Origin of the sequence: Neobacillus sp. YIM B06451 (genome assembly GCF_032667185.1) — a bacterium.
Classification (GTDB): Bacteria; Bacillota; Bacilli; order Bacillales; family Cytobacillaceae; genus Bacillus_D.
This window is the reverse complement of sequence record NZ_JAVFKJ010000002.1, coordinates 91,550-106,493: the sequence shown is the minus strand read 5'-3', so window position 1 is coordinate 106,493 and position 14,944 is coordinate 91,550. Positions and strand designations below refer to the sequence as shown.

The following is a 14,944-nucleotide window of genomic DNA, read 5'->3' as shown; positions in this document are numbered from 1 at the left end:
AGTGGAGTACCGTTCTTTTTTTGCTATCTAAAGGTTTTGGTTAAATTAAATGAATAGGGCTTTCGTGGAACTTTTAAAGAAATTAGGAGGAATTTTGGCGTGAATAAATCAACATCATCCATACTATTCGATTTACATACCCACCACGACCGCTGTGGCCATGCGCGCGGAAAAATTCAAAGCTATATTGAAGCGGCAATCGAAAAAGGAATGGCAGCTGTGGGAATTTCCGACCACTCGCCTTATTTTGCCGAAGAAGAGGACCGGCCGTATCCTGGAATCACGATGGGGAAGAGTGAGTTTGAGGGTTACGTACAGGAGGTTCTTCAGTTAAAAGAGAAATACGCTGGGAAAATTGATGTATTGTTGGGAGTGGAAGCAGATTTTTTCCCTCAACATGTGGAAGTTTACCGGAGCTTTTTAGACAAATATCCGTTTGATTATATTATTGGTTCGGTTCATTATGTCGAGGATGTCAGCATTTTTAAAAAGGGGCGGTGGGATGGACTATCAAAAAGAGAAAAAGTACGGGTGAAGGAAGCCTATTATTCATTGATCGAACAATCGGCACGGAGCGGGCTGTTCCAGATCCTAGGCCACATCGACGCCATGAAAGGATTTTATCCATCTTTTTCGTCAATTGAGACCAATGCCATTGAAAAAACGCTCAAAATCATTGGTGAACACGATGTCGCCATTGAAATTAACACTTCCGGCAAAACGAAGGACTGCGGCGGCTGGTACCCTTCTGATAAAATATTGGAAGTCGCCAAGCATTATGGTGTGGCAGTCACGTTTGGCTCTGACGCCCACGACCCCGAACGAGTAGGGGACGACTTCGAATTCGTCAGGGAACGTTTGAAAGAAATCGGCTTTACGGAGTGGGTTTATTTTAAAGAAAAGAAGAGGATTGTGGTGCCGTTATAGCGGGGGATAGTGCTCAATCACTTTTTAAAACATTTTTTCTCCAAAAAATAGGGACGGTTCCGTTTGCTTATTGGCAAACAAGAACCGTCCCTTTTTGCATGAATTATTGCAGTTCCATCTTCAGGTCGGCAGCTTTTGCCCAACCTTTTAGGCTGATTAGTTTATAGATTGCTAGTGAAATAATGATTGGCAGAATAACGCCAACAGCAATATAAATTGCTAAGACAATTGGGCCTTGTTCCGCCAAAATGTTAATCGGCGCAATCAAGGAATTCAAGCCAAGCCCAGCAAGCTTATAAGACACTTTAAAATCAAAAATGACTGTTGCAATCGGGGCGCAAATGACGGCCGCGATAAATGGCGGAATCGCTAATCGTGGATTTTTCACCAGGTTAGGGAATTGAACCTTTGGTGTAATGAGCGATTGTGCGATATTGGCGCCAACATCGTTTTGTTTATACGACATTGCTGTAAATGCGGCAAACTGTACGGTACAGCCGATTAATGCTGCAGCGCTTGAAACTGGGTCAAGCTGCAGCGCGATTGCAATGGCCGCAGAGGATGCCGGTGACATAAGGAAAATGCTCCAGATGAGCGAAATGACCATTGGCCCTAATATTGGCGAACCTTCGACGGATGCAGCAATCTGCGCACTCAGCCAGTTAATCAGCGGAGTCGTGATGATTGCCAGGAATACTCCGGAAACGCCGCCAACAAATACAGCACAAAATGGAATGGCCATCATGTCGAGTTTTGTTTTACCGGTAACTCTTTTTCCTACCCAAGTAGCAATGATGGCGGCCAAAACAGCGCTCAGCGGCTGCCCGGTTACGAGTGTAACTCCGCCATTTTCCGTAAGCTGGACCGCACTGGCCCCGATCGTACTTGAAGCCATCGCGCTAAAGATGACAAGTGTATTGCCTCCAAGCTGGTAGGCGATTCCTGCGCCTAGTGCCGGGGCAAGCATTAGCTGTGTTGCTTTTCCGATTGTAAAAAATCCTTCCCAGCCTGTGAATGTTCCTAACGATTCAATGAGAAGGCCGATTCCGAGTGTAACAAGGACCGCGTTGGCCAGACCTTGTGAAGCTTTATACATACGGTCGATCAAGTATTTCTTTGTTGATGGTTTCATTTGTGATGAGTCCTCCTAAACAAGGTGTTGATTCCTAGTTGTTGTAATTAGGGTTAGGTGTTAGTACCTAGTAATACATTAAGTGATTGCTATAATAATATAACTGTTTTATGAAAATGTCAATTATTCAGAAAACTTTAAAACGCTTACATTTTAAAGTTTTTATTTTAAATTGGTTAAGATGGTTACTGAAATAAAATTACATCAATATAGAAATGGTGAAGGGACGGCTCCAGTGCTTCGAATGAAGCTGCAGATCCGTCCCTTTTCCATTATTTTAGTTTGATTTTTGCATTTTATTTCGAATGACTTTGAAGATTTCCATTAAAACGACTGCCGCGGCTGCAAGGCCTGCTGCAAGGAGGAAGTCATTCCAGCCGAATTGTTCCGGGATTTCAAAGATTGCTCTTGTAAATGGAAGGACTGTGAATCCGTACAAGACGAATCCCAACAGTACTGCGCCAATGACCGGTTTGTTGCTAAAGAACCCGGCTCCGATCGCTGTTTGAGTATTGGATCGGGCGGCAAATGTTTGTAGCGTCCTAGACAAAATCAAGGTTGTGAAGGCCATGGCGACTCCCATTTCGTTGGAGTGGCTCAAGCCAATGTAGAAGGATGTGATGACCGCTGCCCCGATTAGGATACCCCGGATTGCCACTGCTTGTAATGTACCGCCTGCAAACAGGCCTTCATTCGGATCGCGCGGTTTCTTTTTCATTACATTTGGTTCAGCCTTTTCCATGCCTAGCGCAATCGCGGGAAGTGAATCATTCACAAGGTTTATAAAAAGCAATTGGATTGCTGTGAATGGATTCGGCAGATTGAAGATGACCGCGTAAAGAATCGCAATGATGGCGCCAAGGTTACCCGCAAATAGGTAGCTGATCGCTTTTTTAATATTTTCGTAAACGGTCCGGCCGACCCCGACCGCCTTGACAATGGATGCGAAGTTATCGTCGGTGAGGATCATGGATGAAGCGTCCTTTGCGACATCAGTGCCGCTCCCCATCGCCACTCCAATATCTGCTTGTTTCAACGCCGGAGCGTCGTTTACCCCGTCGCCTGTCATTGCGGTAACGTGATTTTTCCTTTGCCAAGCACGGACGATCCTGATTTTATTTTCAGGTGAAACGCGGGCATAGACCGAGATGTGTTCAAGCTTCTTATCAAGCTCTTCGTCAGACATTGCGTCCAGCTCTTGTCCTGAAAGGGCTATGTCCCCTTCATCCATCAAGCCGATGTCCCGACCGATCGCCCGGGCTGTTGTTTTATGGTCCCCGGTAATCATCACTGTTTTGATGCCGGCGCTTTTCGCATTTCGAATCGCTTCATAAACTTCATCGCGTGGAGGGTCGATCATCGCCGTAAGCCCGACGAGGACAAGATTCTTTTCATCGCTTTGGTCAATGTCGGCCTTGCCATCAGCCAATTCCCTGTAGCCATAAGCCAAAACACGAAGGGCCTGGTTGGAGAAATCTTCGTTAGCCTGTATAAATGGCTTCAGGGTATCATCTGTCAATGGCACTTCCTTGCCATCAATAAGCACATAGCTTGCGCGGCCAAACATTACATCCGGTCCGCCCTTTGTCAAAATCAGCTGTCGGCCGTTGATTGTATGGACGGTTGACATCAGTTTCCGGTCTGAATCAAACGGCATTTCAGCAAGACGCGGATAGGTCCGGCGAAGCTCATCATAATCCTGGTTGTTTTTTTGGGCGAACTGGATAAGCGCTGCCTCTGTAGGGTCGCCGACTTCCTTGCCGTCATCGTTAATGTATGAGTCATTGCATAATGCGGCTATATTGACGAGCATTCGTTCTGAGCCATTCCATTCATCCGGATTTTCCTTCAGTGGTTTTACGGACGTACCCGGAATGAAGAAATCCGTGACTGTCATTTTGTTTTTTGTCAGCGTTCCTGTTTTATCCGTGGCGATGACGCTTGCGGATCCGAGCGTTTCAACAGCCGGCAGCTTGCGGATAATAGCATGCTGTTTTGCCATTTTATTCGTTCCGACTGAAAGGACGATAGTGACAATGGCTGATAATGCTTCCGGAATGGCGGCGACAGCCACAGCAACTGCGAACATCAACGCATTAAGAAGGGCAGTGCCGGTATCAACTACATCATCACCCAGCCAAATCCGGACGGCCTGCAAGGCAAAAATAAAGATAGATAATAGTAGAATCGCGATGCCAAGCTTTTTACTGAATGCATCCAGCTTCCGTTGAAGCGGCGTTTGTTTTGCTTCGGCAGTGGCGAGCATGTCCGCGATTTTCCCGATTTCAGTCTTTTCAGCTGTCCCTGTGACAACAAACTGGCCATGGCCATAAACGACAAGAGAGCTGCTAAACACCATATTTTTTCGGTCGCCTAGAGGAGCCTCTTCAGCTATGGAGTCTATATGCTTTTCGACTGCTTCCGATTCTCCTGTCAGCATTCCTTCGTTTACTTTCAATGATGCACTTACGAGGATTCGTCCGTCAGCAGGGACGTAATCACCTGCTTCGAGGAAGACGATATCTCCTTGGGCAAGTTCCCTAGCTGGGATTGTCTTCTTTATTCCATCCCGGATGACTTTTGCCTCAGGTGCCGACATATTGCGCAAAGCCTCGAGCGATCCTTCCGCCTTTTTCGTTTGCACGACACTAATGATTGAATTCAAGACGAGGACTAGTAGGATGATTAGTGATTCGACGATTTCGCCAAGAATTACTTGCACACCCGCGGCAATTAGCAAAACAATGACCATAGGGTCTTTAAATGTTTCAAGGAAAAGCTTCCATGTCGGAACTTTTTCCTTATCCTTAATTTCGTTATAGCCGTCCCTTTCAAGACGGGTTCTGACCTCTTCATTCGTTAACCCATCCTGGGAGGATTGAACGGATTTCAGTACTTCTTCCTTACTCTGTTGATAATAGTTCATTGCAGTACTCCTTTCTGGATTCGTGCCTGAGACTCTCCGCTTTTTTTTGCTTCATAGATGGTTTGTTGCATAGATGTGAAGCTAAATGTAATTTGCGCTTGGATTTGGTTCTGGTCCAACGAAAAAAGCGAGACCTGTGCCATAAAGGCAAAGGTCTCGCTTAGCAATCAGTTGAATGCCAATAAAGCCGATGATCTGATAATCATGGAATGACGACTTTATTGTAATTGGGTGTCCAATTCAAGCTACTCCCCTTTGACGCTGAGTCAAAGAAAGTTATTAACATAATTTATTGTAACATAATTCACATTCTATGGTACTTTTCCCGCTCGGTTTTAGATTTAAACTTCTTTTGGGGGTTTTTTCGTATGAGACAGCCATGTTCTATTAAAAAGATCTGTTTTTGTCCATTTCAATTGTTTCAATAAATTTTTCAATCGTGGGTGTTAAGTATATATCGGCTCTTCTAATAAAAACGGTTTTAATCTTACTGTATTGATCGGGAAGTGAATGGCATTGGATAAGTCCGCTTTGTTCCATCTGGGTGACTGCTGACTTTGGGAGGAATGAAATGCCTAGTCCCATAGCAACGCTGCGTAGAATTGTTTCCAATGTACCGAATTCCATCACTTTTTGTGGGGTGATGTTTTGGTCTTTGTACCACGTTTCAAGCCGTGCCCGGTATCCACAGCCTTCGCTAAAGCATAAGAACGGTTTTTCTTTCAACTCCTGGAGTGTGAATTCGCTCATATCTGAAATTAAAACAAGCTCCTCTTGAAACACTTCATAAAAGACAAGATCAGGATGAAAGGCTGACTCTGTAACAAACGCCCCGTCTAACTTATGATTCAATACCCTTTCTTCTAATGCTTCTGTAACACCCGTAACCAACGACAAATCGACCTTTTTATATTTATTAATATAGTTAGATAAGATCGTTGGTAATTGAATGACGGTTTCAACTGCTCCAATTTCTAATTTTCCAGACGGTTCTTTTTTACTGTGAACAGCTTTTTTCATTTCATTTGTGAGCAATAATATTTCTTTACTATAAGTTAATAGTTTTTTCCCCTCAGGGGTCAAACTCATGCCTCGACGATGCCGGTTAAACAAATGGGTATTCAGTTCTGTTTCGAGTTTATGAATTCTCGCTGTAATGTTCGATTGAACGTATTTCAGCTCTTTTGCCACTTCTGTAATGGTTCCTTTTTCCGCGACCATCTTAAAGATTTCCAAGTCCTTTAACTCCACTTTTCTCCATCCCTTGCCTTTATCTAATCCCCAATTATGATATCAAAAAAATTGATAGTAATCATTACTATTATTCATTTTACGTGATATCTAAAGCGATATACAATAATGGTTGTGATTAATTTTATGAAAGAGGGAAGAGTAGTTGAGAAATACGGTATTTTTAGGGGCTATTTTCTGTTTTATTGCGGCAGTTTCATGGGGAGCGATGTTTCCTGTAGCCCATTCGGCTTTCAAGTATATTGATCCATTCTATTTTACAATCTTTCGTTATGGATCTGTTACGATTATTTTAGTAGCGCTATTATTATGGAAAGAAGGAAGGCAGGCCTTTCAATTTGAGGGGAAGGGCCTTTACTTATGGTTTTTCGGAACAATGGCGTTTACGGTCTATAATTTGTTCATCTTCTGGGGAGAAGATTTATTAGGGGAATCAGGAGTGATGGTGGCATCCATTATGGAGTCACTTATGCCGATGATTTCCATTGTTATCGTTTGGATGATTTTTAAAGAACGCCCTCATCTATTCACATTACTATGTGTACTCGTTTCGTTTATCGGTGCCATGTTAGTGATTACAAAAGGGGATATTAAAGCATTTCTTGGTGCGACGGACCATTTTATTCCTTCCATGCTCATTTTGATTGCAGTTATTGGATGGGTCATTTATACGATGGGCGGCAAAGAGTTCAGTGGTTGGTCTGCACTAAGGTATTCAACGTTAAGCTGCTTACTCGGAACAATCACAGCTGTTGGTTTTACGGTCGTTGCAACACTAGTTGGATATGTATCGGTTCCATCAGTTGATAGCGTCCAGGCGGTAGGTCCGCATTTATTGTTTATGATCGTATTCCCGGGTCTCATTGCATTGCTTGGCTGGAATATCGGTGTGAGTTTATTGTCACCTTTAAACGCACTGTTGTTCATTAACTTTGTTCCCGTAACAACACTCTCGATTTCAATTTTCCAAGGGAATAATGTAACAGCGTTCGATTTACTTGGCACTGTCCTAATTATCGGTTCACTTTTATCTAATAACATTTTTGTAAGAATCAATTCAGCAATTCCAAACAATTTGAGCGAACGTACTTCTTAACTAAAGAAGAGCCTTTTTTTAAAAAACCTCACGGAATGTATCTGTCAACTAAATTCAGCCTTAAAAAGTCGATTTCTTCAATAGAGAAGTCGGCTTTTTTTAGCTTATTCATGTTAGTGGGCAAAGGATCGTTGGAAACAAGGGGCAAGGTTTTTCCGCCTCCTTGTTTTTGGTTAGATGCAAGAGAACCTTCCCCATCTAGTTCACGAGCTTACTTCGGGAAAAAGAGAACGCTTCCTTTAGTTGACTCCGGTCCGTTACCCTTGAAATGAGGTTTTATCTCGTGTATAGTAGAAAAGTCGTTTTTTTTGAGTAACAACTTATTAAAATGATATAAGTTGTCACTAAGTAATTTTCGCCCCTTTTTCGCGTTTTTCTTAAAACTTCCGGGAAAATAATATTAAAAACGGGAAACCTGATATACATAAGGGCAATATTTAGAATGAGGTGATTTAGTGAACCCCATAGTAGAAGTGAGGAATGTTTCCAAGATTTTTGGAAAATCGCCTAGAGCTGCAATTGATTTATTGAAGCAAGGTAAATCGAAACGGGAAATTTTAAAACAGACTGGACAGACGGTTGGCGTAAATAATGTCAACTTCGAGATATACCCCGGAGAAATATTTGTGATCATGGGTTTATCCGGAAGTGGGAAATCCACGTTGATCCGGATGTTCAATAGGCTGATCGATCCGACAATCGGGGAGATTTTGATTGACGGTGAAGACATTGTCAAGATGAACAGCGCCCGCTTGAGGGAAGTAAGGCAGAAAAAAATCAGCATGGTCTTTCAAAATTTCGCCCTGTTCCCGCATAAAACAATTCTCGAGAATGCGGAATATGGCCTGGAAATCAAAAATGTTCCTGTGGAAGAACGGCGTAAAAAAGCGATGAAGGCGTTGGAGAGTGTCGGTTTAAAAGGATACGAAAACCAGTTTCCATCACAGCTGAGTGGTGGAATGCAGCAGCGGGTCGGACTTGCCCGTGCTCTCGCAAGCGATACGGATATCATTTTAATGGATGAAGCCTTCAGTGCCCTTGACCCCTTAATCCGAAAAGATATGCAGGATGAATTGATTGAAATCCAGGATCAATACAAGAAGACAATCATTTTTATTACCCATGACTTGGATGAAGCGTTAAGGATTGGGGACCGGATTGCGTTGATGAAGGACGGCAGTGTCATTCAGCTGGGTACACCAGAACAAATTATGATGCAGCCTGCAAATGAATTTGTTGAAAAATTCGTTGAGGATGTGGATTTGTCGAAGGTGTTAACCGCCTCTCATGTGATGAAGCGGCCGGAACGGATCAGTGTCGACCGGGGGCCGCGTGTTGCCCTGGAAATTATGCGGAAGCAAGGGTATTCCAGCATATTTGTCATTGACCGCCACCGGAAACTGCTTGGCGCTTTGACCGCCGAGCAGGCGCGGCAGGCGATTGACCAGAACAAGTCGATTGCCGACGTGATGACAACGGACATCCCGACGGTTGCCGAGGATACGTTATTGGCGGACCTGATGGATACGATGGCAACTTCGAGCTTGCCGATTTCAGTTGTTGATGAAGAGCATAGGATTAAAGGAATTATCATCCGGGGAGCTGTTATTGGCGCTTTAGCCGGAAATAAGGATTCCTTGAACGAAATGGAGGGGGAATAACAACATGAATATGCCAAAAATCCCTCTTGGAAGTTGGATCGATTCTTTAGTTGAATGGATTACCGTTGCGTTTGCTGGATTGTTTTCATTTATTACTACAACTATCGATGGGCTATTGGATCTCATCGTGAATGTATTAAGTGCAGGCCCACCTATTGTGGTCATTGTTGTACTGGCGCTTTTAGTCGCCTATACGAGCAGGTGGCCGTTAGGAATTTTTACTTTGTTGAGCTTGCTGTTGATTGATAATCTTGGCTATTGGGATTCAGCGATTCAAACACTTGCGATTGTGTTAGTGTCTGGATTTCTGACTATCCTAATCGGGATCCCAATTGGGATTTGGTGCGCGCAAAGTAAAACAGTTCAAAGGATTGTAACGCCTGTTTTAGACTTTATGCAAACGATGCCTGCATTTGTTTATTTGATTCCTTCAATTTTATTTTTTGGAATTGGGGTCGTTCCGGGGATTATTGCGTCGTTTATTTTCGCGATTGCACCAACGATCCGAATGACGAATCTTGGAATTCAGGAAGTGCCTCGGGACTTGATTGAAGCGTCCGATGCATTTGGGTCAACAAGAGGCCAAAAATTGTTGAAAGTCCAGCTTCCTCTGGCTACTCCAACGATGTTGGCCGGTGTTAACCAAAGTATTATGCTGGCCCTCTCCATGGTTGTTACGGCTTCATTAGTTGGCGCGCCGGGCCTTGGTGCGGATGTTTACCGGGCTGTCAGCCAAATTAATGTAGGGCAAGGATTCGAGGCAGGGTTATCCATCGTCTTTATCGCGATCATCCTTGACCGGTTCACGCAAAACCTGCGCAAGCCGGCTTACGGCCATGTCGTTAAGGGAAGATACGTTGCTGCGCTTGTCGCCGTGCTTGTTGTTGGTACCCTTCTTGTTCAGGCCTTTGCGAAGGAAGAGGCTGCGCCAGGGAATGCGAATGGGATTGGCGCACAAACGAATTATAGAATCATCGGGATTGAGCCGGGTGCCGGAATTATGGCGCAGGCTGGCAATGCGATTAATGAGTACAAACTGGACAATTGGAAAGTTGTTGAAGGCTCTTCGGCGGGAATGATTGCTGAATTACAGAAAGCTTATAATAATAAACAGCCGATCATTATCACCGGATGGGCACCCCACTGGAAGTTTTCCAAATTTGATTTGAAATTTCTCGATGATCCTAAAGGAGTATTCGGGGGGACTGAAGGAATCCATACAATTGTCAGAAAAGGCCTCGAGCAGGACGCTCCGGGAGCTTATAAAATCCTCGATCAATTTTCTTGGGAGACAGGCGATATGGAAAAAGTCATGGTTTATATCGAAGAAGGAATGAGTCCTGCTGAAGCTGCTGAAAAATGGATTGATGAAAATCCGGATAAAGTAGCCGAATGGACAAACGGGGCACAGAAAGGCAACGGTGAAAAAATCAACCTTGTCTATGTGGCTTGGGATACAGAAATCGCGAGTACAAATGTGATTGGCAAGGTACTTGAACAAAATGGCTACAATGTATCACTTAGCCAGGTTGAAGTAGGCCCGATGTATGCGGGGGTTGCAAACGGTAGCTCCGATGCGTTGGTTGGTGCCTGGCTGCCAAGCACGCATATCGAATATTTCAATACGTACAAGGACGATTTCGTCGACCTTGGACTAAACCTTAAAGGAACCAAAAATGGGTTGGTCGTACCGGAGTATGTAGATATTGACTCGATTGAGGATTTGAAATAGCCAAGAAGGAAGCAGGGAACCCTGCTTCCTTTTTTGCGTTTATGGAGCCGGTGAAGGTTAATAAAATTAAATTCTTTTGATGTAATCCACAAAAAAATCAGGTTGATTACAAAAAATTTAATGAAATTTTAACACAAAATTCGTAAAATTGTTTATATTGTGATAATTTAGTAATACAATTATGATAATTTATTATTCAGAAAATTAGGAGTATTTATTATTACAAATAAAAACAACGACTCTTTTTTTGAAAATTTATTAGGTATTTCAGGCTGGAGGGCACTATTTTCGGAGGGTACCTAACTATTACTTAACTAAAGTCGGGGTGAAGCGAATGGCTGAAAATGCATTATTAGAGGTGAAAAATTTAAAGACTTATTTTTACTTAGAAGACAAAAGGATAGCAAAAGCAGTAGATGGGGTTGATTTTTCCATCGCACCAGGAGAAACAGTTGCTCTTGTTGGGGAGTCAGGGAGTGGAAAAAGTATCACCTCCTTATCGATTATGAAGCTAATAGGAAAACCGGGAAAGATTGAAGATGGAATGATCCATTTTTCCGGTAAGGATTTGGTTAAGCTTTCAGATAAACAAATGGGAACGGTTCGCGGAAGGGAAATAGGGATGATTTTTCAAGAACCCATGACGGCGCTTAATCCCGTATTTACAATTGGCAATCAAATCATGGAAACGATCATGAAACATAAAAAAATCTCTAAGCGGCAGGCATATATAAAAGCGGTGGAACTTCTCAAAATCGTGGGATTCCCGAGGGCTGAAGAAACGATGAACGAATATCCGCACCAGTTATCCGGAGGGATGAGGCAAAGGGCGATGATTGCCATTGCTATCTCATGTGACCCGAAATTACTCATTGCAGATGAACCGACTACGGCTCTTGATGTGACAATCCAAGCGCAAATCCTCGATTTATTGGATGAAATGAAGCGGAAATTCAATATGTCTGTATTGCTGATTACGCATGATTTAGGAGTTGTAGCAGAGTATGCCGATCGAGTCATGGTCATGTACGGGGGGCAGATTGTCGAGGAAACAACGGTTGATGAGCTGTTTTTAAAACCAAAACATCCTTACACAATTGGATTGCTGGATAGCTTGCCAAGCCTTGAAAAAGAGGTTGAGCGGCTTGGGGCGATCAGGGGCACCGTCCCTCCTTCGCACAGCTTTCCAGTTGGGTGCCGATTTGCCGACCGTTGTCCGCATACAATGCCAAAATGCAGAGAACGGAATCCTGCGTTAGTGAGTGTGGAATCTGGGCATAACGTCCGTTGCTATCTTTTTGAATAAGGAGGTTGAAGCGGTGTCTGTGATTGAGAAGGCAGGAATAAAAACTGATCAAGATTATATATTGCAAGCCCAAAATATTAAAAAGTACTTTCCAATTAAGGGTGGCATTTTGAGGAAAACAGTAGGACATGTAAAGGCCGTCGATGATGTCTCTTTGGATGTCCTGCGCGGTGAAACGCTTGGGGTAGTTGGAGAATCCGGTTCAGGGAAGTCAACCTTAGGCCGAGTTCTTTTAAGGCTGCTTGCTCCGACAGAAGGACAAATCCTTTTTGAAAATCAAGATATTTCAACGCTTGGAAATAGACAGCTTCGTCCAATCCGCCGTGATATGCAAATTGTTTTCCAGGATCCCTACGCCTCTTTAAATTCTAAAATGAGTGTACAAGAATTAATTGAAGAGCCGCTAATCGTTCAAACAAAATTATCAAGAGCCGAACGGCGGGACAAAGCGATCGATCTATTAGAAAAAGTCGGTTTGCGTCCGGATGACCGCTTAAAATATCCACATGAGTTTTCCGGTGGCCAGCGCCAAAGAATTAGCATTGCACGGGCATTGTCTCTTAATCCGAAATTTGTGATTTGTGATGAGCCGGTTTCTGCCCTTGATGTTTCCATCCAGGCCCAGGTACTGAACTTAATGGCCGACCTTCAAGATGAGTTTAATTTAACCTATTTGTTTATTGCCCATGATTTAAGTGTCGTAAAGCATATTAGTGACAGGGTTGCGGTTATGTATTTAGGCCGTATCGCGGAAATTGCACCTAAGAAATCCCTATATGAAAACCCACTTCATCCCTATACAGAAGCATTATTATCCTCAGTTCCATCTACAGATGTCCGGCATAAAAGACAAAAAATAATTTTAAAAGGAGACTTGCCAAGTCCTTCTAACCCGCCTACCGGCTGTGCATTCCGAACTAGGTGCCCAAAAGCTCATGATCGCTGTGAACAGGTTCGTCCGGAGTTAACTGAGGTTGGAAATGGCCATTATGTCGCCTGCCATTTGTACGAATAAGATTTAGGAATAGTGTTTTGAGGATTCCAGTTCTTTATAGGGGGTGGTGCTCCTAAATAGTGCTTCCGTTCTATCAGGATTTTTTCAAAAAAAATAAAGGGGTGGTTGGATTGAAAAGACGGAAAAGTTGGCTGCTTTTGCTAAGTTTTGTTCTAGTGCTGGGAGTTCTTGCTGCTTGTTCAGGGAAAAAGCCCGCATCGGGTGAAGACGACAAGTCAAAGGGTGAACCGAAAACTGGCGGAACGATTACTGGGGTTATGGATACCGCGCCTACTGGTTTATTTAACCCTATTTTCTACACAGAAGCGTATGAAAGTAATATCCTTTCTTTTACACATGAAGGATTGCTTTCCCAAGATGAAAATCTTGGCTTCATTCCAAACCTGGCAAAAGAGTGGGAATTCAACGATGACCAAACGGAAGCTACATTTAAGTTAGAAGAAGGGGTAAAGTGGCATGATGGTGAACCGTTCACGGCAGATGACGTCGTGTTCACGTATAAGACACTTGCCAGCCCTGGCTACGTAGAAGCAGGTGGTGTGCGTGTAAACTACGTTGAAAGATTATTAGGTTACGAAGAATTCTCTACGGGTAAATCCCAGGAATTCCAAGGTGTAGTGGCAGTTGATGAACATACTGTAACGTTTAAATATGCCCAGCCAAACGTGATGGCTCTTCCGGATGCAGCTTTTCCAATTATTCCTGAGCACGTATTCAAAGATATCCCTGTTGCAGACATTCCACAAGCTCCAGCCTCACGTAATCCAAATGAGGTTGTTGGCACCGGTCCTTTCAAATTTACCGAAATGGTTGAAGGGGAGCAATATGTACTTTCAAAGCACGCTGACTACTGGAAAGGGGAGCCTAAATTAGATCGAGTCGTTTGGAAAATCGTTGACCAAGCGGTTATCTTAGGATTACTTGAAAAGGGTGAAATTGATTTTGTAGCCGACCCGAACGGAGTACAGCCTGCAGACTATGAAACAGTAGCTGATATGGAACATGTTGAAATGATTGAACAGCCGGATTTCGGATATCAAATTATGGGAATGATGATGAACCACCGTGCAAAGGGTGATACTTCTGTAGATCCATCAAAATGGACTGAAAATAAGAAGTTATCGAATAAGCAAGTCCGTCAAGCAATTGCTTATGCTGTAGATCGTAAAGGTATCATCGATGGTTTACTTTACGGACGCGGTTCTGTACAAAATTCACCAATTGCCACTCAATTCTGGGCCTATGACGGAGAAGCTCCAAACCAATATAAATATGATCCGGAAAAAGCGAAAGAATTACTTGATGAGGCAGGATATGTCGATAAAGACGGAGATGGCTTCCGTGAAGATCCACAAGGGAATAAATGGGTTCTTAATATGAACTACCCAACTGGCAACCAAATTCGTGAGCGTTCTGCCCCAATTATTGTCGAGTTCCTGGAGGAAGTAGGTATCGATATCGAACTTCGCCAGCCTAAGGAAACAGCAGCTTACTTTGAGGACCTTGAAAATAATAGCCAGGACTGGGATCTTTACCTGATGGGCTGGAGCCTGAGCAGCACGGATCCGGATCCGAGCGGATTGTGGGCTTCAACTTCTGGGTACAATTATCAGCGCTGGATCAATCCGGACTCTGATAAGTTATTAAAAGATGCGGTCAAACCTCCTGATGCATTTGAGCAGGATTACCGTAAGAAAGTATACAGTGACTGGCAAGTATTATTCGGAGAAGATATGCCATCACTTATCCTGTATGCACAAAATAGCATCTGGGCACATAATAAGCGCCTGCAAGGCATCAGTGTATTGCCATCTACATTCATAAATGACCCTCATTTATGGTATGTAACAGAGTAAGAGGATAGACAGGAAGAGCGTTCGGGCTAACGCCGAACGCTT

10 protein-coding genes and 1 riboswitch are annotated in these 14,944 nt (G+C 43.5%); of the genes, 7 read left to right on the top strand and 3 right to left on the bottom strand.

Going from position 1 to position 14,944, the window contains the following annotated elements; all coding sequences use genetic code 11:
• The first annotated feature begins 120 nt into the window (after window positions 1-120).
• Window positions 121-927: a histidinol-phosphatase gene (locus RB160_RS05055; RefSeq protein WP_316569586.1), complete on the top strand. Its 807-nt coding sequence runs from the start codon at window positions 121-123 to the stop codon at window positions 925-927.
• Between the two features lie 103 nt (window positions 928-1,030).
• On the opposite strand, the gene RB160_RS05050 is transcribed toward RB160_RS05055, so the two are convergent.
• From RB160_RS05050 to RB160_RS05040, 3 genes are all read right to left on the bottom strand, one after another.
• Complete coding sequence (locus RB160_RS05050) at window positions 1,031-2,059, bottom strand: PTS sugar transporter subunit IIC (RefSeq protein ID WP_316569144.1); 1,029 nt, start codon at window positions 2,057-2,059, stop codon at window positions 1,031-1,033.
• Window positions 2,060-2,336: 277 nt separating this feature from the next.
• Window positions 2,337-4,985, bottom strand: a complete 2,649-nt coding sequence (locus RB160_RS05045) for a cation-translocating P-type ATPase (protein ID WP_316569143.1) — start codon at window positions 4,983-4,985, stop codon at window positions 2,337-2,339.
• A 162-nt stretch (window positions 4,986-5,147) separates the two neighbouring features.
• A riboswitch (yybP-ykoY riboswitch) is annotated at window positions 5,148-5,251 on the bottom strand.
• 121 nt (window positions 5,252-5,372) lie between these two features.
• Entirely contained in the window at window positions 5,373-6,236 is an 864-nt protein-coding gene (locus tag RB160_RS05040) for a LysR family transcriptional regulator (RefSeq protein WP_316569142.1), read from the bottom strand.
• 145 nt (window positions 6,237-6,381) lie between these two features.
• Between RB160_RS05040 and RB160_RS05035 the strand changes: the two genes are divergently transcribed.
• The 6 genes from RB160_RS05035 (at window position 6,382) to RB160_RS05010 (ending at window position 14,902) form a co-directional block, all read left to right on the top strand.
• Entirely contained in the window at window positions 6,382-7,332 is a 951-nt protein-coding gene (locus RB160_RS05035) for a DMT family transporter (protein WP_316569141.1), read from the top strand.
• 455 nt (window positions 7,333-7,787) lie between these two features.
• Window positions 7,788-8,993, top strand: a complete 1,206-nt coding sequence (locus RB160_RS05030) for a quaternary amine ABC transporter ATP-binding protein (protein ID WP_316569140.1) — start codon at window positions 7,788-7,790, stop codon at window positions 8,991-8,993.
• Between the two features lie 4 nt (window positions 8,994-8,997).
• Window positions 8,998-10,725 (top strand): glycine betaine ABC transporter substrate-binding protein, encoded by a 1,728-nt coding sequence (locus tag RB160_RS05025; protein ID WP_316569139.1) that lies wholly within the window; start codon window positions 8,998-9,000, stop codon window positions 10,723-10,725.
• Window positions 10,726-11,059: 334 nt separating this feature from the next.
• Window positions 11,060-12,031 (top strand): ABC transporter ATP-binding protein, encoded by a 972-nt coding sequence (locus RB160_RS05020; RefSeq protein WP_316569138.1) that lies wholly within the window; start codon window positions 11,060-11,062, stop codon window positions 12,029-12,031.
• A gap of 13 nt (window positions 12,032-12,044) precedes the next feature.
• Complete coding sequence (locus RB160_RS05015; protein ID WP_316569137.1) at window positions 12,045-13,046, top strand: ABC transporter ATP-binding protein; 1,002 nt, start codon at window positions 12,045-12,047, stop codon at window positions 13,044-13,046.
• Window positions 13,047-13,147: 101 nt separating this feature from the next.
• Entirely contained in the window at window positions 13,148-14,902 is a 1,755-nt protein-coding gene (locus RB160_RS05010) for a peptide-binding protein (protein ID WP_316569585.1), read from the top strand.
• Window positions 14,903-14,944: the final 42 nt, after the last annotated feature.